The sequence below is a fragment of the Frigidibacter sp. ROC022 genome, assembly GCF_024723735.1.
GTDB lineage: Bacteria > Pseudomonadota > Alphaproteobacteria > Rhodobacterales > Rhodobacteraceae > SLM-1.
This window is the reverse complement of record NZ_JANQDU010000002.1, coordinates 164,255-187,569: the sequence shown is the minus strand read 5'-3', so window position 1 is coordinate 187,569 and position 23,315 is coordinate 164,255. Positions and strand designations below refer to the sequence as shown.

22 protein-coding genes and 1 tRNA gene are annotated in these 23,315 nt (G+C 66.2%); 14 read left to right on the top strand and 9 right to left on the bottom strand.

The annotated features are described in order from the left end of the window. Nucleotides 1–14 precede the first annotated feature (14 nt). The 6 genes from NUW50_RS07630 to NUW50_RS07605 all read right to left on the bottom strand — a co-directional run bounded on the left by NUW50_RS07630 (nt 15) and on the right by NUW50_RS07605 (nt 5,440). Nucleotides 15–452 (bottom strand): tail fiber domain-containing protein, encoded by a 438-nt coding sequence (locus NUW50_RS07630; protein WP_258288509.1) that lies wholly within the window; start codon nt 450–452, stop codon nt 15–17. Between the two features lie 89 nt (nt 453–541). After that, nucleotides 542–793, bottom strand: a complete 252-nt coding sequence (locus NUW50_RS07625; protein ID WP_258288508.1) for a ParB N-terminal domain-containing protein — start codon at nt 791–793, stop codon at nt 542–544. 76 nt (nt 794–869) lie between these two features. Further along, nucleotides 870–1,709 carry an EamA family transporter gene (locus NUW50_RS07620; protein ID WP_258288507.1) on the bottom strand — a complete coding sequence of 280 codons (840 nt, stop codon included), beginning with the start codon at nt 1,707–1,709 and terminating at the stop codon, nt 870–872. Nucleotides 1,710–2,016: 307 nt separating this feature from the next. Beyond that, nucleotides 2,017–3,108: a DUF1513 domain-containing protein gene (locus NUW50_RS07615; protein WP_258288506.1), complete on the bottom strand. Its 1,092-nt coding sequence runs from the start codon at nt 3,106–3,108 to the stop codon at nt 2,017–2,019. 2 nt (nt 3,109–3,110) lie between these two features. Beyond that, entirely contained in the window at nt 3,111–4,130 is a 1,020-nt protein-coding gene (locus tag NUW50_RS07610) for an imelysin family protein (RefSeq protein ID WP_258288505.1), read from the bottom strand. Then, nucleotides 4,130–5,440: a di-heme oxidoredictase family protein gene (locus NUW50_RS07605; protein WP_258288504.1), complete on the bottom strand. Its 1,311-nt coding sequence runs from the start codon at nt 5,438–5,440 to the stop codon at nt 4,130–4,132. The genes NUW50_RS07610 and NUW50_RS07605 overlap by 1 nt, the downstream gene beginning before the upstream one ends. Nucleotides 5,441–5,602: 162 nt before the next feature. Here NUW50_RS07605 and NUW50_RS07600 point away from each other — a divergent pair. Continuing rightward, nucleotides 5,603–5,679, top strand: a tRNA-Met gene (locus NUW50_RS07600). 120 nt (nt 5,680–5,799) lie between these two features. Here NUW50_RS07600 and NUW50_RS07595 read toward each other — a convergent pair. Genes NUW50_RS07595 through NUW50_RS07585 form a run of 3 tightly spaced genes read right to left on the bottom strand, consistent with a single transcriptional unit; the run spans nt 5,800 to nt 11,966 of the window. Continuing rightward, nucleotides 5,800–8,952: a helicase-related protein gene (locus tag NUW50_RS07595; protein WP_258288503.1), complete on the bottom strand. Its 3,153-nt coding sequence runs from the start codon at nt 8,950–8,952 to the stop codon at nt 5,800–5,802. Further along, nucleotides 8,942–10,798 (bottom strand): phospholipase D family protein, encoded by a 1,857-nt coding sequence (locus tag NUW50_RS07590; RefSeq protein ID WP_258288502.1) that lies wholly within the window; start codon nt 10,796–10,798, stop codon nt 8,942–8,944. Before NUW50_RS07590 ends, NUW50_RS07595 begins: the two co-directional genes overlap by 11 nt. Next, nucleotides 10,788–11,966 carry a DUF6361 family protein gene (locus NUW50_RS07585; protein ID WP_258288501.1) on the bottom strand — a complete coding sequence of 393 codons (1,179 nt, stop codon included), beginning with the start codon at nt 11,964–11,966 and terminating at the stop codon, nt 10,788–10,790. Before NUW50_RS07585 ends, NUW50_RS07590 begins: the two co-directional genes overlap by 11 nt. 190 nt (nt 11,967–12,156) lie before the next feature. On the opposite strand from NUW50_RS07585, the gene NUW50_RS07580 reads away from it, so the two are divergent. The 13 genes from NUW50_RS07580 (at nt 12,157) to NUW50_RS07520 (ending at nt 23,194) form a co-directional block, all read left to right on the top strand. Continuing rightward, nucleotides 12,157–12,483: a helix-turn-helix domain-containing protein gene (locus tag NUW50_RS07580; RefSeq protein ID WP_258288500.1), complete on the top strand. Its 327-nt coding sequence runs from the start codon at nt 12,157–12,159 to the stop codon at nt 12,481–12,483. 10 nt (nt 12,484–12,493) lie between these two features. Next, nucleotides 12,494–13,216 carry an ImmA/IrrE family metallo-endopeptidase gene (locus tag NUW50_RS07575; RefSeq protein ID WP_258288499.1) on the top strand — a complete coding sequence of 241 codons (723 nt, stop codon included), beginning with the start codon at nt 12,494–12,496 and terminating at the stop codon, nt 13,214–13,216. Between the two features lie 116 nt (nt 13,217–13,332). Next, complete coding sequence (locus NUW50_RS07570; RefSeq protein WP_258289302.1) at nt 13,333–14,511, top strand: hypothetical protein; 1,179 nt, start codon at nt 13,333–13,335, stop codon at nt 14,509–14,511. Then, nucleotides 14,486–15,430, top strand: coding sequence for a hypothetical protein (locus NUW50_RS07565; protein WP_258288498.1), 945 nt, complete (start codon nt 14,486–14,488; stop codon nt 15,428–15,430). Before NUW50_RS07570 ends, NUW50_RS07565 begins: the two co-directional genes overlap by 26 nt. Before the next feature lie 167 nt (nt 15,431–15,597). Then, complete coding sequence (locus NUW50_RS07560; RefSeq protein WP_258288497.1) at nt 15,598–15,807, top strand: helix-turn-helix transcriptional regulator; 210 nt, start codon at nt 15,598–15,600, stop codon at nt 15,805–15,807. Nucleotides 15,808–15,818: 11 nt separating this feature from the next. After that, nucleotides 15,819–16,304, top strand: a complete 486-nt coding sequence (locus NUW50_RS07555; protein ID WP_258288496.1) for a hypothetical protein — start codon at nt 15,819–15,821, stop codon at nt 16,302–16,304. Next, complete coding sequence (locus tag NUW50_RS07550; RefSeq protein ID WP_258288495.1) at nt 16,304–17,050, top strand: ATP-binding protein; 747 nt, start codon at nt 16,304–16,306, stop codon at nt 17,048–17,050. The genes NUW50_RS07555 and NUW50_RS07550 overlap by 1 nt, the downstream gene beginning before the upstream one ends. A gap of 22 nt (nt 17,051–17,072) precedes the next feature. Continuing rightward, nucleotides 17,073–17,579, top strand: a complete 507-nt coding sequence (locus NUW50_RS07545) for a DUF669 domain-containing protein (RefSeq protein WP_258288494.1) — start codon at nt 17,073–17,075, stop codon at nt 17,577–17,579. A gap of 66 nt (nt 17,580–17,645) precedes the next feature. After that, nucleotides 17,646–18,011, top strand: a complete 366-nt coding sequence (locus tag NUW50_RS07540; RefSeq protein ID WP_258288492.1) for a hypothetical protein — start codon at nt 17,646–17,648, stop codon at nt 18,009–18,011. After that, nucleotides 18,005–18,955: a PD-(D/E)XK nuclease family protein gene (locus NUW50_RS07535; protein ID WP_258288491.1), complete on the top strand. Its 951-nt coding sequence runs from the start codon at nt 18,005–18,007 to the stop codon at nt 18,953–18,955. The genes NUW50_RS07540 and NUW50_RS07535 overlap by 7 nt, the downstream gene beginning before the upstream one ends. Beyond that, the gene (locus tag NUW50_RS07530) at nt 18,949–20,688 is read left to right on the top strand and encodes a DEAD/DEAH box helicase (RefSeq protein ID WP_258288490.1); all 1,740 of its coding nucleotides are present in this window, start codon (nt 18,949–18,951) and stop codon (nt 20,686–20,688) included. The genes NUW50_RS07535 and NUW50_RS07530 overlap by 7 nt, the downstream gene beginning before the upstream one ends. Continuing rightward, nucleotides 20,685–20,909: a DUF6511 domain-containing protein gene (locus tag NUW50_RS07525; protein WP_258288489.1), complete on the top strand. Its 225-nt coding sequence runs from the start codon at nt 20,685–20,687 to the stop codon at nt 20,907–20,909. The genes NUW50_RS07530 and NUW50_RS07525 overlap by 4 nt, the downstream gene beginning before the upstream one ends. Beyond that, nucleotides 20,909–23,194: a PriCT-2 domain-containing protein gene (locus NUW50_RS07520; RefSeq protein ID WP_258288488.1), complete on the top strand. Its 2,286-nt coding sequence runs from the start codon at nt 20,909–20,911 to the stop codon at nt 23,192–23,194. The genes NUW50_RS07525 and NUW50_RS07520 overlap by 1 nt, the downstream gene beginning before the upstream one ends. Nucleotides 23,195–23,315: the final 121 nt, after the last annotated feature.

Genomic DNA, 23,315 nt, shown 5'->3' with positions numbered 1-23,315 from the left:
CGGCCCCCGGGTGATCAGTCGATCCGTTCCATGCGCAGACCGAGACGGTCGTAATTCACCGCCATGTAGCCGCTCGGCAGGGTGATCACCGCATCGGGGAAGCGCTGAAGCACATCCTGCGCCATCACGCCCTGGTAGATCTCGGGATGCCCGCGATAGCGGAATTGATAGACCGGCAGGCCATTTGCGGCGGTCGAGACCCTTTCGATGTCGGTCTTCAGCCGCGCGTCGCTGATCGAGACCGTGCCGCCGCTGCCGCTGTCGCTCGACGATGCCGCCGCCGCCACCAGAAGCAGCAGCATCAGCGGCACGATGAGGCCGCTTGCCGAGGATGACGAGGTGTCTTCGATGACGACCGTCGGTTCGACGATCGCCGGCGCCATGCCGCCGGCCTGGACCGATTGGCCGACCGTCATGGCCGCTGCAAGGGTGAATGCAAGTCTTGTCTTCATGGGGTCGTTCTCCAGACCGGTTGACGTTCCGGCAAGCCTCGTTGAACGGGGATCACCCGTCAAGCCTTGACTCCCCGCCCGGCGCCCGCTCAGTGCAGCGTCGCCTGAACCAGGTAGCCCTCGACCCGCTCCTCGCCCAGGGCCTTCAACGCCTCCAGCCGATGCAGACCCTCGATCAGCACGTAACCCTTGCTGCCGTCGGCCCGGACCTTGATCGGGGTCAGCTGCCCCTGTTCCAGGATGCTCTCGGCCAGCGCCGTCACCTTGGCGGCGTCCAGCGTCTTGGCCCGCTTGGCGGGCACCCGGACCTGATCGGTGGGAAAGAAGGTTTTCTGAAGCATGCGGCAGCCTCCGGCTGGCAGGGACAGCGGCAGCGTAGCATCCCGTCGCCTGCGGGCATAGCGCCGATGCGGGGGGCTAGCCGGACAGGGACAGCGCGATGACGCCGCCGGCCACGATCACCGCCGCCAGGATGCGCCCCTTCCAGGGCCGCTCGCCAAAGGCGATGACACCGATCAACGCCGCGATGATGACGCTCGACTCCCGCACCGCCGAGACCGCGCCCAGCGGCGCGATGGTCTTGACGTAGAGCACCAGCCCATAGGCCGTCACCGCCGCCGCCCCGCCCAGGAACCCCATGATCAGCGTGCGCGGCGCGAAATGGCCGCGGTTGCGGCGCCGGTGCAGGGCGATGTACAGCGGCACCGGCGCCTCGAAGAGGAACAGCCAGCCCATATAGCCGGTCGCGGTTCCGGACAGGCGGATGCCGATGCCGTCGGCGGTGGAATAGGTGCCGATGCACAGCCCCAGCAGCACCGCGAAGCCGACCGTGCTGCGCGGCGCCGCCGCGGCACCGCGCTGCAGGGCCAGCAGGAAGATGCCCGTCACGATGGCCACCAGCCCCGCCATCGCCAGCGGCGCCAGCGTCTCGCCGATCAGCAGCCAGGCCGAAAAGGCCACGATGGCCGGGGCCAGCCCGCGCGAGATCGGATAGACCTGGCTCAGGTCGCCGAACCGATAGGCGCGGAACAGCAGCAGGTAATAGCCGTAATGCACGATCGTCGAGACCGCGATCGACGGCCAGCTTTCCGGCGCCGGTATCGGCGACATCAGGATCAGCACCACCCCGGCAAAGGCATGGAACAGCGACACCGCGCCCAGAACCCCGGCGCGGTCGGTCTCGGATTTCAGCATCGCATTCCAGCCGGCATGGAGCAGCGCCGAGAACAGCACGATGCCAAGGGCGTAAGCGGTCATGGGCAGTCCAGGGTTGCGGCCTCAGCGATGAATTGGCCGCGGTCGGGGATCGGGCCGGATGGTCGGAAACGGGCCAGGCGCCGAAACGCAACCCGCCCCGACAGTGCCGGAGAATGATCCCGACGACCAGAGGGTCGTGCGGGGTGGAGGCGTTGCCCTCGCTTGTCGTGACGGCAGAGCGGCACCCGCCATGCCACCGTTGCCGTTCACCTTTCGCTAACCATGATCGTCCCCATTTCGGGGAGTCCAGCAAAATCAATCACTTGACCCCCCGTCCCCATGGGGACGCCCCGAAACGGGCCGGGATTCAGGCCGGAATCGGCCCGATCCGGACCAGGTGGTTGTCGAAGGCGAGCCGCTTCTCGCGGGCGGTCCACAGCGGCGTCGCGCCGGCCAGGCCGGTCGCCGCGCCGGTGCCGGTGGTCACGCAGAACCCCTCCGCCGCCGCGGCGACGCCGCAGAGATCGGCCGAGTCGTAGCTGCCGATCCAGTCGCCGGTCTCGACCTCGAAGACCTGCGCCAGCCCGCCCTTCGGAGAGGTGATCGCCACCAGCTCGCCGTCGCCCGAGAACGAGACCGAGCCGGCATAGTTCTGCATCCGCGCGTGTTCCGCCGGCGGGGCCTTGACCAGCCGCACGGCTTCCCCCCGGCGGTGCAGGCCCAGCAGCGGCGGCGTCACCGAGGCATCGCCCTGCCACTGCATCGCGAAGGCGACCAGCCCGTCGCCGCGCACCGACAGATGCCGGATCGAGTGCTGGTGCAGCTCCTGCGGCAGCGCCACCGATTCCGGCAGATGCCCCGTGGCCTCGGCATAGGTCAGCCGCGGCGCCATCGTGTCGCGGTTCAGGATCTCGCGGTCGCTGTCGGGATGGGTCTCGATCCCGCCGTTGGCAATCGCGAAGCCGCCATCCGGCAACCGTGCGATCTCATGCGGTCCGATGCCGCCCGAGGCGAACTCGCCAACCCGCAGATACCCCGCCGCCACGTCCCAGACCCCGATCACGCCGCGCACCGCGTCATAGTCGTTCTCGGTGGTCAGCAGCAGCGTGCCGTCCGCGGCATAGGCGCCGTGGCCGTAGAAATGTCGCCCCGGCGGCGAACGCAGCTCGGCCCGCACCGTTCCGTCCCGGCAATCGATGATCAGCGCGAATGTCCCGGGCCGCCGCGCAAATGCCACAGCGTCGGGGCGCAAGGGATGCGCCGCCGCCGCATGTCCGCGTTCCGGCAGGGGCAGCCGGAACCGTTCCTGCCCCGCTGCACTCAAGCCGATCAGCCAATAGCTGTCATCGTCGCGCAGCGCCGCCGCCAGATAGGCCGGGCTGCCGGCATCGGCCCATGTCGGGCGCGGCATCAGTCCGGCCGCCAGAAGCCCCGAGACAAATCCCCGTCGCGTTGCCATCGTCAGTCTCCGTCGTTGATCGAGAACCCTTCCGAGACGCCGAGCGCCGGGCCCAGCTCGCCACGCACCGCGTTGCGGATCGCGAACAGCATCTGCTGCAGCGACTCGACCCGGAACCGCGCCATCGGATCGGCTACCCCGGCAAAGATCGGATCGTCCAGCGCCCGGGCGCTGTCGATGGCGCGGCCGAAGGCATAGTCGATCTGCGAGGCCAGATCGGGATCGTCGCCGGCATCCTCGGCCAGATGCGCCGTCAGGTCGCGCAGCGATTGCAGCGACAGTTCGACATTGCGCAGCGACCGGCCCGAGCGCCAGGCCTCGGCCCGTTTCGGACGCGGCCGGTCGAAGGTGCCCAGCGGCTGGCCGAGCCGCGTGTTGGCGGTGAATTCGAGCCCGGTGTAAAGCGCCTTGTAGAGCTCCTGCAGGGCTTCGTCGGTGCTGCGATAGGTCTCGTTCGCGCCGGCATTGCGCATCGTGTCGGCATAGCTGCCGCCCCATTCGTCGCGGATCGCCCCGGTCAGATCGGCAATGTCATGGCTCACCGCCCGGATCAGGCTGCAGCGATAGGCCGGGGTGCCCAGCTCGGCGAAACCGGGGTCGTAGAGCAGCAGGTCCAGCGCGAAATAGCCGCGCACCGCGACCGAGGCGCTGGCGAAGGCCCCGGGATCGTTCACCACCGGATCTTCGCCCAGGATCATCCCGCGCAACGCCTTCGGCCCCATGCCGCGGCTGTCGGGCCAGAAGGCCAGGGCAAAGGCGCGGTTGCCGGTCTCGGTCGGACCGAAGCGCAGGTGGCTGGCCGAGGTCCAGGCGTCGAAGGCGGTCTGATAGGCGCTGCGCAATCCGGCACTGTCGGCACGGCAATCGGCCTGCGCCGCGGCGTCCAGCGCCGCGCCGGTATCGGCAAGGGTCTCGATTCGCGGCAGGATGTGGTTGTCGATCACATCCGAGATCACGCCGGGCGCGTCGGCCAGGGCGGGAAGCGGCAGGCAAAGCACCAAACCGAACAGGAATTTTCGCATCAGAGTGACTCCAGATATCGGATCAGCGCCGCCCGATCCTTTGGCGGCATCTCCACCACCCGATCGCGCATCGGTCGCGCCTCCCCATCATGCCAAAGAATTGCCTCGAGCGGCGACCTGGCCCTGCCGTCATGCAGGAGGGGTGCTGGGTGGCCGTCGGGTCCGCGGGCAGACATACCCCATAGAGGCGCGGTCCGCCACTCCTGCCCGGTCGCGTCGCCCTGCGGGCGGTGATCGGCCAGGCCCGGACCCATGTCATGCAGCAGGAAGTCGGAATAGGCGGCAGGGGCATCGGGGGCATCGCCCAGCCGGGGCCTGTGGCACAGCGCGCATCCGACGGTCTCGAACAGTTCGGCGCCCCGCGGATCGGGAGACCCGGCCGGGACCGGCGCGGCGAGGTTTCGGGTATAGAGGCTGACCAGGTCGAGCATCTGGTCGGTCACCTCGGCGCCATCCGGCCCGGCCCCGTCCGGCGCCGCCCGACAGGCGGCTTGCGCCGCGGTGCAGTCACCCCAGCCACCGGGCCGCAGCGGCGAGCCCAGGCCGATGTCATCGGCGAATGCGGCGGCGGCCTGGTGCCGCAAGTCGGGCTGGCTGGCCTTCCAGCCGAAGCGTCCCGGCCGTCCGGCGCCGTCGCGGTTGGCCCGGCCCGAGATGCCGTCGCCGTCGCGGTCCTCGGGGTCTTCCGCCGCCAGGATCGCGGCATCGGGCAGCCGGTCGATCAGGCCCAGGCCGCGCAGCCGGGGCGCCAGCCGGGGCGAGAGCATCAGCCCGGGCGCGGGGGCGCCATAGGCGACATCGGTCAGGCTCGGTTCCGGCTGTCGCAGGCGGGCCGTCTCGCCGCCCGACAGCGCCACCTCATGCTCGGTCCAGTCGAGCCGGACCGCCGCTTCGGCGGCGTGGCCGGCGATGCCGCGGGTCTGGATCTGGCGGCCATAGACCGGGTCGGGTTCCGGACCCTGCGGGCCGGACACCGAAATCTGCACCACCAGCCCGACGCTCGGCTCTCCGGCCCCGGGCAGCCCGGCCCCGCCGCCGCCCGGATGGCAGGCCGCGCAGGAGCGGGCATTGTAGAGCGGTCCCAGCCCGTCCGAGACCAGGGTGGAAGAGGGCGAGGAGACCCAGAGCTTGTCGAACAGGGCCTTGCCGGCCAGAAACTCGAGCTGCGCCGCACCATCCCCGGCGCCCTCCGGCACCGCCTGCTCGGCCGGCCCGGCGGTCGGCAGCGCCAGCAGACCCAGCCCGACCCCGGCCAGGCAGCCGAGGCTCCTGACCCCCAGGCGCGGCGGGCGAGTCCCGAAGGTTGGCATGGCGTCTCCGTCCGTATTTTCCGAGTCTTTTCCTTGGTTATCCCGTGCCACGGTCGAGTGCAAATGTTTCGGCCGACATCGGCCTGTCACAAAAGCTTGCAAAGTTTCCCTTTGAACCCCCTTGCGGTCCCCGGCGACTCGGCCTAGAAGCGCAATCCTTGGCGCGGGGTGGAGCAGCCCGGTAGCTCGTCAGGCTCATAACCTGAAGGTCGTAGGTTCAAATCCTACCCCCGCAACCAAATCTCTTCGCGTTATCAAACGCTTAAACGCCGCCCTCCGGGGCGGCGTTTGCGTTTCCAACGCGCGTGGAAGCACTGTGGAAGCAAGAGGGGGCGAAGTCCTTCATATCGCTGCGTAATCTATGAATCCGACACAATAGCTGGTCTCGGCTCGAGGCGAATTTGCAGGTCACCGAGCATCGAGCCATCCATACCACCACCCACGAGATTCTGCAGATACTCTAGAAGATCATCCTGACGGGGCTGGCCGAAGGCCAGGCGATACACTGTCAGGCTGCGCTTGAGCCAAGCCAAGCGGGTTACCTCCCGGCTGAACGGCAACATCGGCACGCGCCGTTCGACCTTCACTGAGCCCTCATAGATCCAATAGGGGATGAGATCGGTGTCTACTGGCGCCTCGGCTCGGGCGCGTTCGAACATCAGTCTCCACGGATCGTCAGGAGACCGCCCGCCGCCCCTGATTGCGTCGGCCTGCCGTTCGGCAAGGTTGAGGCGTACTGCGTGGCTCTTGAACCGGTGGACGCGGCCTTCACGCTGTTCGAGATCCACCGGGTTGCTCGGCAAGTTCCAATGGTAGACGCGATAGCAATAGGGATGAAAATCCAGCCCCTCCTGTCCGACCGAGGTCGTTGCGAGAACAAACGGTCGAAACGGTGAGTTAAACGCTTCGCGGACGCCTCCGAGCCGTGCAACGGCGCCATCCTCATCTTTGTAGTCGGCGAGCCGCATCGCAAAGCGTCCGCGCATCTGGAACTTGCTGATGGAGAGGGACTCGCCGTCGACATGCACATCATCGACGTCGATTTGCGAAGGGCGAATGGCGAGGGCATGGGCCATCGCATGAGCGACCCCGGTTGCTCGTTCTTTGGCTGGACTGGTCCCGAGGCCTTCTGCGTCGACGAGGTAGTGGGCGTATTCGTCGAGGACGGCCTGAAGATTGTGCTGGGCCCCATAGACCAGAACGCGCCGCCAGTAGTGGTCGTCTGTATCCCGTCGAAGCAAAGCGACCGCGTCATGCTGATTGAACAACGTCCGGAATGACCACGCGACTTCAGCGGCAGCGCTGAGCAGGCATGGATCGTCCCAAGCCAGTTCGGGGGCGATCCGCTTGAGGGCGCGAAGCGCGCAGACCGCCGGACTACCCAGTGCGACGTCGACAAGCAGATCCGAAAGATCAGCGGGCAAAGCGCCAACGTCGCGCGTCGTCACCGCGGCCGCTAGTTCACGAACATGATCCTGATAAGCGTCCTCGTTTGCCAGGGCGCGCATGCCTGCGGGACTCTCCAGCCATGCGCTGGACCGTGCGCCAAGGAGGTCATCGATCACTGCGGGAGCGGCCCACTCCGCGCTGCCGGTATCGTGCAGCGCTTCGACTTGTTCGTTCAGAACATCGAGGACGGGCTTGAGGCGGTCGCTTATCGCGGCGCGCATCCCCTCCTGCGACAAGAGTGTCTCGGTTTCGCGGAACACCATCAGCGGATCAGCCAGTTCCGCCAGCTTCGGTGATGGATAGATCAGCAGCAGGGCGCGCAGACCTGCAAGCCGACCGTGGTCGTGCCGAAACTGCAACGGGCGCAGGCGATGCTGTTCAAAATAGCGCCGACCGGATTCGCCGACGCCCATGCGCCGTTCGGCCTCGTAGGACAGCAGTGCTGCAATCGCGTCCGGCACCATAGACCAAGAGGAGAACAACAGCGCCTTGGTCAACGGCGCGCCGGAACGTGGGTCGCCGTAATACGGCATAGCAGCGGGTATCCAGAGATTCTGTTCAAGGTTCTGGCCGAAGATGTCGTCCATGATCGCACGCATGCGACCATTGGCCGGGTCCAGAGGCGCGTAGCCGTCGATGGCGTCGTGATCTAGCATGGTCGCGCGCGCTGACTGGATTGCGGAGCGGAGCGCGGGCGAAGGAGCTTCAACCTGGTTTTCAAGCAGCCGTTTCAGACTGTAGTGACGCATAAAGTTGAGCAGGTACGGTGAAGACTTCCAGTACTCGATGATTTCCGGAGCATCGAGTATGCGCGCCACTTGGGAAACGGCGGATGCCTGCGCGAGATCGGCGGGCGCGACCGAGACGCTGATGGCCGGCTCACTTATCATTGAGTCGCGATCGACTGTGGACGCCACCCGCTCGGTTCGGGCGATCACCTGCCGAAGGCGCCTTTCAATGGCCTCGCGGCTCGCGACCGCTGGCGCGTGAGATTGTGGCAGGGCATGAAGGAGCCTGCGGAAGTCGCGCATTTCGCGTGCAAGCGTCACCGCTACCCGCGGTCCTTTTTCCCGGCCATAGAGGAAACTAACGGTCTCAAGGAAGTCCTGGTAATGGTCGCCTTCGTCAGGCTCGTCGCCGTTGAGTGTGAGCATTCGGTAGGGCGTGGCGGAAAGCAGCAATGTGCGGGCTGCGTGCCCATCGCTGCCCGAGTAGTCGAACAGCTCTCGCGCGAGGATCGCTGCGTCGTTGTCGCCGTGCAGTAGGTCCCGAAACCGCTGAAACTCGTCCATGATGATCAGGTCGGGTTGCAGTGCATCCACGCAGGCGTGGGACAGCTTTGCGCGGAGCCGTGCGACCAAGCTGTTGCGGGGCTGTGTGATCTCCGGGGGATAGACGTCCCGGCGCCGCGGGAAGAGTTCGCAGACCCGCTCAAGTTCCTCGAAGAGATTGTGATCTGCCTGAACGTCGCGGCGGAAGCGATCGATTATTCGCTTGTCGACCCCTTCGAGGGTGAGATCCCGCACTGCGCGGTTCCAGCCGTCCACGCCGGCCGTGACCTGCAGCAGGTTGTGTAGGCCCCGTGGGCGCGCAACGAGATCGCGCAGGAGATGGCACAGCAGGGCGCGTTCCTGCGCAACTCCCGTTGATGAGCGCAGATCGAATGTCGTGCCCGGCGTCAGACTGATGAAGTTCACCTTGTTGGCATCGAGACCCACCTGACCGCGCAGTTGCAGAGGAACGAGAGTCATGCGGGTCGGCAGGGCGAGCTCGCGCCGCCCGAGGACGTTCAACCTGTTTAGGTTCTGGGCGGCGATTGCCTGGTTCGAGCAGATGTAGAGGATGTCGATCCGTTTGGTGCTGTCCCAGAGGTGCTCGATCATGCGAGCGATGACCCCGCGCGCCACCATCGTCTTTCCGAGGCCAACTTCGTCGGCGACCAAAAACTGGCGGACAGGATCGTCCTGGCCGTAGAGCCGATCGAAGACATAATCGACGGTGCGCCGCTGAAAGACCTTGAGGGGAGCGAGCGCCGCGTCGGCGCGGAACCGTTCATTTGGCATGCGCGGCGTCCTGCGTGGCGAGCGCAATTCGGAAGGTGTTCCAAAGCGCGCGGAACTCGGCGGGAATCGGATCGGTATCAACGCTGTCGCCCGTTTCAAGGCGCGCGATCAGCCGTTCGATGGCGCGGAGCTGGTCGCCGCCCCGGCAGAAGGCCCGAACCATCTCCTCGAGGATCGGAGCGTCGTCGCTTGCCGAGCGCCAGGCGCCCTGACCTGACCCGTCTTGCGCCGCAAGGGCGGCGGTGAAGGGATCTCCCAACTCGGAGAGTAGCAGCCGCAGGTAGCGAAAGAATGCGTCCCTGCTATCGATGACCCAGCGAAGGATGGCGGCGTGGCGCTCTGCGGGGAGCCCATCCATCATGAGCCCAGTGCTGAACAGGATAGAGAGATTTTCCTTCTCGTCCGTCAGATAACAGGCGAGGAATCGGGTGAGGTCGACCAACGGCATCGTGCCAAGGTCAGCCGGCTGTCCTTGCCGAAGCAGCTCTAGCACGGAGTGCGCATGCCCTTCGCCCCGTGTGATTGGCCAAACGCGCAAAGCGCCAATCCCAGCAAGCGGCATCGGTTCGGGTGGTACAAGCCAGACCCGCCACGTCGAAGCGCCTTCATCGGTTGGCTCGCCACGCTCGCAACGGAGCTTGAGGCCCGTTCGGCATATCTCGCGCCGCGCCAATTCCAAGCGCGCCTCGGCTGCCCGTTGCGCCGCATCGGCTGCACTCATCTCGTTGCGGATGAAAGGCCGCGTCAGCCTGCCAAACCCCTTCTCGCCAAGGATTTCCTCGATGCTTCCGACCCGCGAGCGCTTTCCCGTCAGGGTGGCGAAGATCTCTACATTCTTGCCGGTCAGCAGCGCTGGCCGCGTGGCGTTTCCCGAACCGATAGTGATCGCGGTGTCCCAGCCGCGCTCGGCGATGAACGCCTTGGCGTGAAGCCCTTGCAAGGCCGTGGCATCCTCCTCCTCGCCATCTTCCGTGGTCGCCATTTCATCGAGTACGGCAACGCGGGCAAAGCCATCCAGCGTGACATCTGAGACTTGTGCGAGTTCGTCGGACCGCCCGATGAAGATGGGTTTTCCGGCGCTGGTCAGGCCGCCGAGCATCGACAGGGTCTGATCATCGCAGAAGGGTGAAACCACGCCCAGCCGCGCGCAGGGTTCCGGGCGCCAAGGCTTCCCGCCGAGTCCGTTGACCGAGAAGGAGACGCTCTGGAACGGCTCGGGCAGAGTCCATTCGGCGCGCCGGATGTCTGCGGCGAGTTCATCGACGAGTGTATTCGTGCCCTCGGGAGCGCCTGCGGTCGTGATGCCGGGAAGCTGACGGAGAAATTCGGCGATCGGGCGGTTGATGGCTTTGGGCTGCTTGGTGACCACGCCGTCGAGGGTGGCCGCAAGATCCCAAGAACGATCACGTGTCAGGTTCCGAGATAGGATGAGTAGGCGAACGCGCGCTGGGTCTTCGGGTCTTAGCGGTGTGAAACGAAGCGCCCACATCTTGGGATGGAAGGCTCCGCCTTTGGGTGCTGCCACCTCGACCACGATGCGTTCGAGCAGCGAGCAAAGGCGGGAGTGCGGTCGGGCACTCGCCTGGATGTGGCCCGCGTCGGTGAAGACGACGAGCCGGCCCGCGATGCGCTCGGCACCCTCCAGCAGCGCCAAGGGGTGAGAAAGTATGTCGTCGCGATTTTCCGCTGCAAATAGCGCCAGACTTACCGGCACCGCGAGCGCGGTCTCGAAGTCGAGCGAGAAGGTCGTGGCGACCGCCACGTCGAAGACATAGCCTGCGGGCGGCTGAAGATTGGCGCCGTATAGTGTTCGCTGCTCGGGATCGAGGCTGCGCCTATTCAGCATTCGCGAGATCCCGGAGATGGGATTTGGCCTGCGCCCAGCGGAAGCTGAGGCGTTCTGCGCCCGATGCACCGGTCCAGCGGTCGCGCACGGCATGATTGGCGTAGCGGGACTGGCTGGTCTTGAGCCGGCGTTCACGCTCTTCGACAAGCTGTCGCCCCGCGGGCGACGAAACCACTTGCTCTGTCCCCGCTAGAACCAGTTCTCGCCACTCGGTCACAAAGCGCTTTGCGGCTGGTCGGACGGCGTGCGCCGGATGCTCCACCACGTTCCAGAAATCATCGAGCGACCACGCACGGACGGCGCCGAGATCGAGTTCGTCGCTCCAGGCTTCAAGCCGCTCGCGATAGGTGTCGATCCAATCATCGCGCTGGCGCAGCTCGCTGAGCGCGAGGTTGTAGAGCAGAGCCGCACCGTGCATCAGATGGGAGAAGATTTCCCCATGTTGGACGAGGCGCCGAGCGGCGACCGGAAACGCCGCCAGATGAGGATGCGTCCAGATCTGGTCGCAGTCGGCGTCAATGCCTTCGCGCGCCAGCATCGTGAGCAGTGAGCTCGGTTGACTGGCGACCAGCCGGTCGATGAGAAACTGCGCCTCCTCAGCGGTCAGGTGGAAGACGGCGCGATCGAGCAGGTCGCTTGGCATCTGCGGCAAGGCTGGATTCCAGACGGTGGGCGCCTGGGCGCCGGCCATGACTTCTTCATTGCTCGATGTGACGTGCGAACGGCCTCGACGGCGCAACGCGACGAATAGGCTGTCAAGGGAACCGGGGAAAACCCGGATCCCCCATGCGCCGAGCCCGGCCCAATAAACCGAACTCGGAAGCCGCTGGAGACGCGGCCCGGCATCGCGGCCGATGATGCCGTTGGACTCCCCGCCAGCTTTCAAGGCGTCGGCGAGCCGGATCTCCGCTTCGCGCGCCTGAGTGCGCAACTGCGCTTCGGGAACGTCGCGCTTTTCCAGATCCCGATAGAGCCACGGAATGAACAGCATGTACCGCAGCCGCGTCTGGATCGTGCTCGTGCCAGGGAAGAGGTGATCGGCGATGGAGTCCCGGATCGCGCCAAGCCCCAGCTCATCGCGGGTCTCGCGCTCTTGGAACAGCGCCATGATGCGCTGTGACCGCTGACGCTCTGCTTCATCAAAGTCTATCCAAGCAAGCGACGACATTTGTTCAGGCTTTTCGTGGCTTGTGCCCGTTCCGTGAAGGACCAGTCGCACGTTTAACTGCCTGCATCATGTGCGGCCGCTTCCGCATGGGCTGGTCTCCTTCACTGTTGATCCCCTTGTGGATAAGGAATAACAACTCGCAAATCCGCGAACAAGCGGATTGACAGAAGGAAGCAGCGATGATCAGGCCATGTCTGCCGACGGGATGACTTTCGGTCGCGCGATAGCGAAGGCTCGCAAGGAGCTCGGTCTCAGCCAGAAGGAGCTCGCGGCGCGGGTGATGAAGGAAGAGGGGGGAGGGTCGATATCCCCGCAGTACCTCAACGACATCGAGCACGATCGCCGCAGCCCTAGTTCGGGCCACCTGATCCGCCAGTTCTCCGGCATTCTGAACATACCTGAGGATTACCTCTACGCCTTGGCAGGTCGGCTTCCGGATGATCTTCGGCCAGATACGTCCACCCCGGACCAGGTCGTCAGGGCCTTTGCCAATTTCAGGAAGACCTTGAAGGAGTAAGGAGGCTGGCATGGTGAAGATGATCCGTGACAACACGGGCCGCTTTGCCGAACGACCCTTCTATGAGGCGTGGGAGCTCGACAACGAATGCGAGCGACTGATTCAGGACCTGCTGCTGAAGCGCCGCGGAACGGTTGACTACCCTGTGGCGACCGACGACCTGACCGTGCTGATCGAGATGCACGACGCCGATCTCGACCCTTACGCCGACCTGTCGGCGTACGGCGCCGATGTTGAAGGTGTTACCGAGTTCTTCCCCGACCGCGGGCCCAAGGTCTCCATCTCGGACCGAATCGCCTCGGACGAACGGCGCGAGAATCGCTTCCGCACCACGCTCACCCATGAGTTCGGGCACGTGAAGTTCCACGGGCCTCTTTGGGAGCAGAAGTTCGCCACCGGGGACCTGCTCGAACACGGGGTGAATGCAAACAAGGCGATCTCCAAGCGTGACAACATCCTGGATGCCCCGCAGTCCGACTGGATGGAATGGCAGGCCGGCTACATCAGTGGCGCGCTGCTGATGCCGGCCACGCCGGTACGCCGCCTCGTTTCCGACTACTGCAGCCCGCGCGAGCTCCATGGCGATATCCATGTTTCGACGGAGCATGCCGCGCAGCTTGTCCAGATGGTCATGGAGAGGTTTGCAGTCTCGGAAGAAGCTGCGCGCATCAGGCTTCTGAAGCTCAACCTTATCACTTCGACATACGGGCAGCCCTCGCTCTTCGATCGCTGATCGCGAATCCGCGGAACTGCGTAATTTTTCGATTGACTTCGTGCCAGCCGATACTACGCTAATTAGCAGATCAGCTAAAACATGGAATCGCCAGAAAGGAGACCGCGGTGACCGCAATGTCCGCTTTCCTTCGCAAGACGCCCGGCGAGGCGCTGCGCGCATACTTCGACCGGCCGGAAATCGGCCTGCCCACCGAATTCGATTGGAGCGTGCCGGAGGCCGAGCTTTCCAGGCCGCTGCTCGGTGCCATCGAGAACATGTCCCGCATTCAGCGCGACCGGATCTCCAACGACGCCGAGCGCGTCCATGCCCTGTCCGACGAACCGGGGCAGGCCGCGATCTATAGCGTCGCGGAGGATCCCGCCCTCCTCGACGGGCTCGCGAACCCGCACGCGCGGTCGCTCTGGATGTTCCTGAACGCCCAGGATCGCTTCCGTCATGCTGAGGAGGTTCGCTTCACCGAGGACCGCCGACGCGGTCGGATGTGGGCTGGCTACATGACCGACGCGGGTTGCGTCGTGCAGCGCGACGCGTCGGCCCGCCATGTCTTTGTCTCCGCGATCAAGGAGTTCTCGAGTGCCGCCCATGCCCATGTCGACATCTTCGACCGGATGAGGATGACCCATGAGGGCGACGAATGCGACCTGGTGCAGGTGACGATCTACCGCGAGGGGCGGCCAGACGATCTGCTCCGCTTCGACGACAAGGGGGCGCTCGTCCGGCAGGCATATCGTCCCGTGTTCGAGGCCGCCGTGACCTATGAGCCCGCGACCGGCAGCATCGAGGTTATCGCCAACGACAAGGCGACGCGGAGCGAGATCGTGAAGGCCACGGTCACGCACCTTCTCGGCATCGAGTTCAAGGAGAATCGCCTGCCGTTGAGGTGCTACGATCTTTCGGTGTTGCTGAAACCGTATGATTTCCCGACCGATCCGGAGGACGGGATCGAGGCGGTCGAGGTGCGAGAGCTGCGCGTGATGCCGATCGACGACGGCGATCTCAGGGTTACGCTGGAGAAGCCCGCGCGCGCCGACGAGTCGATCTGGACGAAGGCGGAGGAGCGGTTCGGGGACCGTACTCCCCTCAGCGAGGGCTACGTCGTCACGCGGGCCAAGATCGCCGTGAAGCTCGCCCGGCGCCCGGGCGGGGACCGACGGCGAACGCTGAGCTTCACCATCAGCTGGCCGCATGGTTGCGATCTGAAGGACCGCACCGCGACCGAGCAGATGATCGGCGAAAAGTACCTGCGGCGCTGGGGGATCCTCGTCGATGACGCGCAACTGTTCGAGGATTGATCGCGCCGCCCGCCGGCTGCTCTCGTCCATCGCCGGAACCCGTGATGCGCGGGTCTCTGGCCTCGCGCTGGCGCAGATGCGTGGCGCAGGAGAGGTGCTGATGGCTGCGGGACTGCTCGTGCCGCGTGGTGCCGGCTCGTGCGTTGTCGCGGAGGACGATCTCGACGACATGCCTGTACCTGTGATCAACCACCCCATTACGGGGCATCCTGGTCACCTCGGCAATTCTGTCTGGCAGGACGAGCGCACGAGCGCCCGCCGTCGCGTCCATGCGCTCGACATGATGGCCACGGCCCGGAGGACGGTAAACAGGCTCGACTGCACGCTCGGGGATGATCCCGTGCCATACCTCGGTGGCGCTGCGTTGGACTTCGGCAAGGCCCGCTTGCCAAGGCGCACTGCTCGGGTGGGGATATGGGTGGCGCGCGGGCTGACGAGGCGGGAGGGTTTCGAGGCTTTTCGTGAACTCGTCCGGTGCCGCCCGTCTGACGGTCTGCGCGTGGTTCTCGTTCTCGATCCCCCGGGCCGAGCGCCCATCCCGTTCATTCGTGGTCATGAGTTCGTCGCGCTGGAAGACGTGGTCGAACACGAAGACGGGCTTGCGGTAGCTCCCGAAATCCTCGCTGCACGCCTGTTCAAGGGCCCGTCGCATCAAGGGCCGGTCTGGGTCTCCGGCGACGGCGGCGTGCTGATCGTGCATGGCAAATGGCACGAGTTCACTGGCGGCAAGCAGAAGATCGCCGTTGCAATGCTGGCCGAGGCCTGGCTCCGCGGAGATCCGGTTCTGCCGATCGCGCGCATCCTCGAGGAAGCCGAGTGCGGCCGGTCCGTCAAACGTCTGAAGGATCTCTTCGGTGGCCATCGGACGTGGCGAGACGTCATTCGAGAAAGCGGCTCCAACGCCTGGCTCGAGGTGTGACGCGACGCAAACATGACAATCAGGCCGTCCTTCGGGGCGGCTTTTTTCGTTTTCGGGGCCTGGAACTGCATTCCTCCCGTCTCCGCTCCCTCCGCCCTCCCCATCTCCTCCCCTCGCATACCCCAATCTCCTTCGCAGGCATTCGGTCAAACGCGAAGGAGACGAAGATGTCAGTCACGCATCTCAATCAGGTCGAGCTGGCGGCTCGATGGAAGATCAGCCCGCGCACGCTGGAGCGCTGGCGTTGGACGGGTGAGGGCCCTGCCTTCATCAAGATTGGTGGCCGGGTCGTGTACCGGCTCGAGGATGTCGAGGCCTACGAGGCCAATCGGCACTGCTCGAGCACGGCTGACAAGCCCAACGTGAAGCTGGCGTGAGGGGGGTGACCATGACGATCCCCAACCGCATCACCCTCGACGACCTTCCCACCATGCCGGTCGGCGAGATCGCAGCGCTGCCGGCTGATGAACTGGCGCTGCTGAAGCACGAAGCCGACGAGTGGCTGCGCGCAGCGAAGTCTCTCTGCGACTGGCTCGATGGCGCCATCGCGCTGAAGTACGGCGACCGGGCGCAGGAGGCGCGCCGCGCGGAGGGCAAGGACACCGGCACTGTCCGGCTGCAGGACGGCCCGGTCACCGTAGTCGCCGAGCTCCCCAAGCGGGTCGTTTGGGACCAGGCAATGCTCGCCGGTCTGGTCGAGCGCATCCGGGCCGATGGCGCCGATCCCGCCGAGTACGTCGACATCGCGTTCAGCGTGCCCGAGCGCAAGTACACCGCCTGGCCGAAGGACATTCGCCAGGAGTTCGAGCCCGCACGCACGGTCCGTACCGGCAAGCCGAAATTCCGGCTGGTGATTGGCGAGGAGGTGCGCTGATGGCCATCTCGCTCGCATCCCTGCAAACCTCGTCGGTTCTGCGCCCGCCGCGCGTGCTCATTCACGGCGTCGCCGGCATCGGCAAGTCCACCTTTGCCGCATCCGCCGACGCGCCGGTGTTCGTTCTCACCGAGGATGGTCTCGGCAAGCTGCAGGTGCCGCATTTCCCGCTGGCGACGAGCTACGCCGAGGTCGCCGAGGCGCTCGACGCCCTGCTCGACGAGGACCACGCCTATTCCACGGTTGTCGTGGACAGCGTCGACTGGCTGGAGCCCTTGATTTGGGCCGAGACTTGCCGGCGCAACGGCTGGCAGTCGATCGAAAGCCCCGGCTTTGGCAAGGGCTATGCCGAGGCGCTCAACATCTGGCGCGAATGCATCGACAAGCTGAACGCGCTCCGCGACCGCAAGGGCATGGCGGTCATCCAGATCGCCCACACCGACATCAGGCGCTTCGACAGCCCTGAGCATGAACCCTACGACCGGTACGTGATCAAGCTGCAAGCCCGTGCGTCTGCGCTGCTGCAGGAGCACTCGGACGTGGTGCTCTTTGCCAACTACCAGATCTCGGTGGCGAAGTCCGACGTGGGCTTCAACAAGAAGGTGACTCGGGCGCTCGGGTCCGGTGCGCGCGTCATGCACACCGAAGAGCGCCCCGCCTTCCTGGCTAAGAACCGCTACGGCCTGCCGGAAACCCTGCCTCTCGATTGGTCGGAGTTCCTGGCCGCCATGCCCCAATCCGACTGATTGCGACAGAAAGGACAAAACGATGGCACGTTTCGACACCGCCTTTGATGCCACGGGCATCGAGCCCGCAACCGCTTACGAGATCCTGCCCGCGGGCAGGTATAGCGCCCAGATCGTCGAGAGCGAGATGCGCGTCACGAAAAACGGGATGGGGCAGTATCTCTGGCTGATGCTCGACATCCTCGAGGGGCCGCACAAGGGGCGCAAGATCTTCGACCAGCTGAACCTGGTGAACGCCAACCCCACCACGGTCGAGATCGCGCAGCGTACGCTGTCGGCGATCTGCCACGCCACGGGCAAGCTTCAGGTGAACGACAGCGAGGAGCTGCACCTGATCCCGATGACGATTCAGGTCGGCGTGAAGCCCCCGAAGAGCGGCTACGGCGAGCGCAACACGATCCGCTACATGGTGCCGGAAGCCCCGGCGCAGGCGACCCAGCCCAAGCCCGCCGCGTCGCAGCCGGCCAACACGCCCGCCCAGTCGGCGCCCGCCCGCCCGGCCACCGCGCCCTGGAACCGTAAGAGCTGATGCCTTCGGTCGCCGCGGTCTGAGACTCGCGGCGGCCCGAACATCGCCAGACCCGAGAGAGCGACCATGACCAATACCACCGACGCGGCCTGCGCGGCCGCGAACACCCCCGGCTTGCCTGACGACACCCGCCGCCTGATCGAGATCGAGGACGCCATCGCGAAGATCCGCACGCAGATCGCGACGGCCGATCTGGCGCGGCAACGCACGGCCAGGCCGATCGACCCCGACTGGTTTCACCGCGCGCGCACGGCGCTGCGTCACCTCAAGCGCGAGCGCGCCGAACTGATTGCCCGCCAAGGCGGTCGGCGGCGACGCGAGCGGATCAAGGACGCGATCATTGCCGTCCTGCGCGAACGCCATGACAGCACCGCATGGACCGAGGTGCTGGCGGAGGCGCGGGCGCGGCTCGAGCAGGAGGAGGCATGCTGATGGCCGAGCTTCCCGCCCCTCCAACGCCAACCTTGTCCGCGATCTATGCTTCCTATGAGGCCAGGCAGGGCGACGGCTTCCGTGATCACCTCGGCGCGTCGCTCATCGGCAAGTCATGCTCCCGCGCGCTCTGGTACGATTTCCGTTGGACCACGCCCGCGCGGCACTCTGGGCGCATCCTGCGGCTGTTCGAAACCGGCCAGCTGGAAGAGGCGCGGCTGGTCCGCGACCTGCGCGCTACCGGCGCGACGGTGCTGGAGGTCGATCCCGAGACAGGGCGGCAGTTCCGCGTCGAAGCCCATGGCGGCCATTTCGGCGGCTCGCTCGACGCCGTCGCCCTCGGGCTGCTCGAGGCGCCGAAGACCTGGCATGTCGTCGAGTTCAAGACGCATTCGGCCAAGAGCTTCTCCGAACTTGTCGCCAAGGGCGTTGCGCGTGCCAAACCCCGGCACATTGCCCAGATGCAGGTCTACATGCACCTGACCGGCATCACGCGGGCGCTCTACGTCGCGGTCTGCAAGGACACCGATGCGCTGCACATCGAGCGCGTCCCGGCCGATCCCGAGATGGGCGAACGTCTGCTCGAGAAAGCGCGGCGGATCATCTTCGCCCAGCACCCGCCCGAACGGATCAGCGCGGATCCCGCCTGGTTCGAGTGCCGGTTCTGCGACCATCACGGGCTCTGCCATGGCGAGGACGCCGCGGCAGTCACCTGTCGCTCCTGCCTGCATTCGACGCCTGTCGACGGCGGCTGGCACTGCGCACGCCATGATCGGCAGATCGATCCCGCCAACCAGCGCCGGGCCTGCCCCCGGCACCTGTTCATCCCTGATCTGGTCCCCGGCGAGGTTGCCGACGCAGGCGAGGACTTCGTCTCCTACCGCATGCGCGACGGCTCCTCCTGGACCAACGATGCCCGCGAGAAGGAGGCCGCCGCATGCTGACCCTGCGCCCCTATCAACAGGCCGCGATCACCTCGATCTATGGCTATTTCGAGAAGAAGAGTGGCAACCCGCTCGTCGTGATCCCTACGGCCGGCGGCAAGAGCCTCATCATGGCCGCCTTCATCGACGGCGTGCTCAAGTCCTGGCCCGACCAGCGCGTGCTCGTCGTCACCCATGTGCGCGAACTGATCGCGCAGAACCATGCCGAGATGCTGGGGCTCTGGCCCGAGGCACCGGCGGGCATCTACTCGGCCGGGCTTGGACGCCGCGACGCGCGAGCCCGCATCCTCTTCGCCGGCATCCAGTCGATCCACGACAAGGCGACGCGGATCGGCCACGCCGACCTGGTGCTGATCGACGAGGCCCATCTGATTCCGGGCCGGTCGAACACCATGTATCGCCGCTTTCTCACCGACTTGCAGGCGATCAATCCCGCGCTGAAGGTGATCGGTCTGACGGCGACGCCCTTCCGGCTCGATAGCGGCATGCTGCACGAGGGCGAGAATGCGCTCTTCACCGACATCGCCTACGAGGTGTCGGTCCGCGACCTGATCGATCAGGGCTATCTCTCCCCGCTCATCTCGAAGCAGACGAAGACCCGCCTCGACGTGACGGGCGTAGGATCGCGCGGCGGAGAGTTCATCGCGCGCGATCTCGAGGACGCGGTCGACCAGGATGCCATCACGCGGGCGGCCGTGGCCGAGGTGATCGCTCACGGCGAGACGCGCCGGTCCTGGCTCGCCTTCTGCTCGGGCGTGCGCCACGCCACCCATGTCGCCGAGGAGTTCCGCCGCCGTGGGGTCAGTTGCGCGACCATCTTCGGCAAGACGCCGAAGGACGAGCGCGACCGGATCATCGCCGCCTTCAAGCGCGGTGAAATCAGGGCGTTGGCTTCGATGGGGGTGCTGACGACGGGCTTCAACGCGCCGGCCGTGGACCTGATTGCCATGCTGCGGCCCACCAAGTCGGCAGGGCTCTATGTTCAGATGGCCGGACGGGGCACGCGGCTCGCTGAGGGCAAGGAGAACTGTCTCGTGCTCGACTTCGCGGGCAATGTCCGCCGACACGGCCCCATCGACCTGGTGCGCCCGAAGCGGCCGGGCGGCCCTGGCGATGGGCCACCATCCACGAAGATCTGTCCGAAATGCGGGACCATCGTGGCTGCGGCGGCTCTCGAATGCCCCGGTTGCGGCTTCGAGTTCCCCGGCCGCGAGGTGAAGCTCGAGCCGACCGCCTCGACGCTGGAGGTGCTGTCGACCGGAAAGTCGCAATGGGTCGGCGTCACCGACGTCACCTACTGCCGCCACGAGAAGCGCGGTGGGCGGGTCTCGCTGAAGGTTACCTACCGCTGCGGTCTCGCCTTCCACACGGAATGGGTCTGCTTCGAGCACGAGGGCTATCCGCGCCGCAAGGCCGCAAGCTGGTGGCGCGAGCGGGCGCCCGAGCTGGAGGTGCCCGAGACCGTCGACGAGGCGCTCTTGCTGGCCGACCGGTTGCGCCGCCCCACCGAAATCGCCGTCCGCCCCGCGGGCCGATTCACCGAAATCACTGCCTACAGGTTCGCTCCATGCCTTACGTCCGTGCCGGCCTCTGCGCCGTCTGCCACCGGGAACCCCGTGGCTGGGGTTGGTTCGACGCGCGCTTTCGCCTCTCCGACCCTCGCCGCGACACGACCCGCCGGGATCTCTGCAGCCGGGTTTGCCAGGACATCTGCCACAGGAGGGCGGGCATGATCGATCCGACACCCAATGAGGTCGCGGCCATGGTGGAGGGCGGCAAGGCCGGCGGCGCCTATCTCGACAGCCTCGGCCGGACCGATCTCGCTCAACTCACCGAGGAGGAATGGGACAGCTTCGTCGAGGCGATCGTCACCGGCTATTGTGACCATCTGCGTGAGTTGGCGGCGAAGGACCGCGCGCGGCTCGATGGCATGATCCCGGAGGTGCCCTTCTGATGGCGGACACCTCGTGGATGGCGCGCGTCGGCGCGCGCCTCGTGAACAATGGCTACGCGATCCTGCCGATCGCGCCCGGCACAAAGAAACCCGGCCAGTTCGCGCGCGCGGCCTGGCACGACTACCCGCAGTGGAACCGGCACGCGACTCGCGCCACGACCGAGATCGAGGTCGCAACCTGGTCGACCTGGCCCGGCTGCGGCGTCGGAATCGTCGGCGGTGCGGTCGCCGCGCTCGACATCGATATCGCCGAGGATGGCGAACTGGCCCTTCGCATTGAGCGGCTGGCGCGCGAGCGGCTTGGCGACACGCCTGCACTCAGGATTGGCAAGCAGCCGAAACGGCTGCTGGTCTACCGCGCAACCGAGCCTTTCGCCGGTATCCGGCGCGCGCCGCTCGAGATGCTCTGCCTCGGGCAGCAGTTCGTGGCCTATGCCGAGCATCCCGACACCGGCCGGCCCTATGCCTGGCCCGATGAAGGGCTCGCGGATCTCGACATCGAGAGCCTGCCCGAGATCGACGCTGAACAGGCAGCGGCCTTCCTCGACGAAGCACTGGCGCTGATCCCGCCCGAGCTGCGTCCTAAGAGCCTCGGCGCCAACGGGGCAAACGGAGCCGGGAGCCCGTGTCTGCCGGGGCACGCCCAGGCCGGCACGCTGGCCGCGATCCGCAGCGCGCTCGCCTGGCTGCCCAACGCCGAGCTCGACTACGATAGCTGGGTGCGCATCGGCATGGCGCTGAAGGGGGCGCTCGGCGATGCGGGCGCGCCGCTCTTTGCCGACTGGTCGGCGCAGGCGGCCAAGAACGATCCGGCCGCGACGGCGAAGGCCTGGGCGAGTTTCAAGCCGGAGCGGATCGGCGCCGGCACGATCTATCACCTTGCCATGGAGAAGGGCTGGCGCCCCGATCCGGACCTGCTGCTCGACGGCAGTCAGAGGGTCAGCGAGGGCGACGCGCATCCCGCAGCCGGCCTTCTCGCGCGGCTGGCGCGGCCTGGGACCGCGGCGCCAATCCTCGCACCCGCGTCGTCCTTCACCCTGACGATCCCGAACGGGCTCGTGGGCGATCTCGCCCGCCACATGATCGACACGGCGCGCCGACCGCAACCGCTTCTCGCGGTGGGCGCCAGCCTCTGTGCCCTCGGCGCGCTGATGGGGCGGCGCTACCGAACGGAGACCGACCTGCGCACCAACCTCTACATCGTCGGCATCGCCGATAGCGGCTCGGGCAAGAACCACGCCCGCGAGGTGGTGAACCGTCTCTTCTTCGAAGCCGGGCTCGCGCATCATCTGGGCGGCAACAAGATCGCCTCGGGCGCGGGGCTCCTGACCGCGCTCCACCGCCAACCCGCGATCCTGTTCCAGATCGACGAGTTCGGGATGTTCCTTTCGGCGGCGGCCGACCGGAAGCGCAGCCCACGCCATGTGACCGAGATTCTCGACAACATGACCGAGCTTTACAGCGCGGCGAGCGGGGTGTTTCTCGGCGCGGAATACGCCAACCGTGATGGCTCGAATGAGCGGCGCGACATCGTCCAGCCCTGCCTGTGCGTTTACGGTACGACGACGCCGCTGCATTTCTGGGGGTCGCTGCAGGGGGCCAATGTGGTGGATGGCTCGCTGGCCCGGTTCATCATCCTCGTGACGGACGACGACTATCCGGACGAGAACCGGTCCGTCGGATTGCGCCGGTCGCCGCCCGGACTGATCGAGGGGCTGCAGCGGCTCGCAGAAGGTGGTGGCCGGGCCAGCGGCAACCTGGCCGGTCGGACCTCCGGACCCGAGACCGCCGTGGATCCGATGACTGTGCCGATGGACGATGCGGCGCAGGCGCGCTTCGATGCTCTCGGCGAGGAGACCACCGCAGAGCTCAGGGCTGCGGCGGGCACGTTCCAGACGCCGATCCTTGCCCGGATCGCGGAGAACGCGGCCAAGGTCGCGCTTGTCCTGGCCGTGGGAAGGGACCCGGTTCAGCCCGTCATCCGGATTGAGGAGGCCGTCTGGGCCATCGACTTCGTGCGCCACTTCGCACGGCGCACCATCGACGCCGTCGAGCGCCATGTTGCCGATACCGAGACAGAAGCGCATCTGAAACGCCTGCGCGAGATCATCCGCAAGGCCGGTTCGGCAGGGTTGACGAAGTCCGAGCTCACCCGTGCCTCGCAATGGCTTCGGGCGCGCGACCGTGACGACATCCTGCTCACGCTGGTCGAGAGCGGCGACATTGTCACGTTCGAGCAGGAGACCGGGGGGCGGAAGGCCATGCGCTTCCGGGCGCTGCGGTGAGGTGCCTGTGCAATGCTTCCTTCAACGGCCGCCATCCTTCATTTGAAGGAAGGCCACGTCCAAGCCTCGGTATTGAAACGGAAATCCGGCGCGGGGAGACTTCTTTCAATATTTCACGCAA

Excerpts from the sequence above, each read along its gene's own strand:
- NUW50_RS07630 (WP_258288509.1), bottom strand. The coding sequence starts at position 452 with ATGAAGACAAGACTTGCATTCACCCTTGCAGCGGCCATGACGGTCGGC.
- NUW50_RS07625 (WP_258288508.1), bottom strand. The coding sequence starts at position 793 with ATGCTTCAGAAAACCTTCTTTCCCACCGATCAGGTCCGGGTGCCCGCC.
- NUW50_RS07620 (WP_258288507.1), bottom strand. The coding sequence starts at position 1,709 with ATGACCGCTTACGCCCTTGGCATCGTGCTGTTCTCGGCGCTGCTCCAT.
- NUW50_RS07615 (WP_258288506.1), bottom strand. The coding sequence starts at position 3,108 with ATGGCAACGCGACGGGGATTTGTCTCGGGGCTTCTGGCGGCCGGACTG.
- NUW50_RS07610 (WP_258288505.1), bottom strand. The coding sequence starts at position 4,130 with ATGCGAAAATTCCTGTTCGGTTTGGTGCTTTGCCTGCCGCTTCCCGCC.
- NUW50_RS07605 (WP_258288504.1), bottom strand. The coding sequence starts at position 5,440 with ATGCCAACCTTCGGGACTCGCCCGCCGCGCCTGGGGGTCAGGAGCCTC.
- NUW50_RS07595 (WP_258288503.1), bottom strand. The coding sequence starts at position 8,952 with ATGCCAAATGAACGGTTCCGCGCCGACGCGGCGCTCGCTCCCCTCAAG.
- NUW50_RS07590 (WP_258288502.1), bottom strand. The coding sequence starts at position 10,798 with ATGCTGAATAGGCGCAGCCTCGATCCCGAGCAGCGAACACTATACGGC.
- NUW50_RS07585 (WP_258288501.1), bottom strand. The coding sequence starts at position 11,966 with ATGTCGTCGCTTGCTTGGATAGACTTTGATGAAGCAGAGCGTCAGCGG.
- NUW50_RS07580 (WP_258288500.1), top strand. The coding sequence starts at position 12,157 with ATGTCTGCCGACGGGATGACTTTCGGTCGCGCGATAGCGAAGGCTCGC.
- NUW50_RS07575 (WP_258288499.1), top strand. The coding sequence starts at position 12,494 with ATGGTGAAGATGATCCGTGACAACACGGGCCGCTTTGCCGAACGACCC.
- NUW50_RS07570 (WP_258289302.1), top strand. The coding sequence starts at position 13,333 with ATGTCCGCTTTCCTTCGCAAGACGCCCGGCGAGGCGCTGCGCGCATAC.
- NUW50_RS07565 (WP_258288498.1), top strand. The coding sequence starts at position 14,486 with ATGACGCGCAACTGTTCGAGGATTGATCGCGCCGCCCGCCGGCTGCTC.
- NUW50_RS07560 (WP_258288497.1), top strand. The coding sequence starts at position 15,598 with ATGTCAGTCACGCATCTCAATCAGGTCGAGCTGGCGGCTCGATGGAAG.
- NUW50_RS07555 (WP_258288496.1), top strand. The coding sequence starts at position 15,819 with ATGACGATCCCCAACCGCATCACCCTCGACGACCTTCCCACCATGCCG.
- NUW50_RS07550 (WP_258288495.1), top strand. The coding sequence starts at position 16,304 with ATGGCCATCTCGCTCGCATCCCTGCAAACCTCGTCGGTTCTGCGCCCG.
- NUW50_RS07545 (WP_258288494.1), top strand. The coding sequence starts at position 17,073 with ATGGCACGTTTCGACACCGCCTTTGATGCCACGGGCATCGAGCCCGCA.
- NUW50_RS07540 (WP_258288492.1), top strand. The coding sequence starts at position 17,646 with ATGACCAATACCACCGACGCGGCCTGCGCGGCCGCGAACACCCCCGGC.
- NUW50_RS07535 (WP_258288491.1), top strand. The coding sequence starts at position 18,005 with ATGCTGATGGCCGAGCTTCCCGCCCCTCCAACGCCAACCTTGTCCGCG.
- NUW50_RS07530 (WP_258288490.1), top strand. The coding sequence starts at position 18,949 with ATGCTGACCCTGCGCCCCTATCAACAGGCCGCGATCACCTCGATCTAT.
- NUW50_RS07525 (WP_258288489.1), top strand. The coding sequence starts at position 20,685 with ATGATCGATCCGACACCCAATGAGGTCGCGGCCATGGTGGAGGGCGGC.
- NUW50_RS07520 (WP_258288488.1), top strand. The coding sequence starts at position 20,909 with ATGGCGGACACCTCGTGGATGGCGCGCGTCGGCGCGCGCCTCGTGAAC.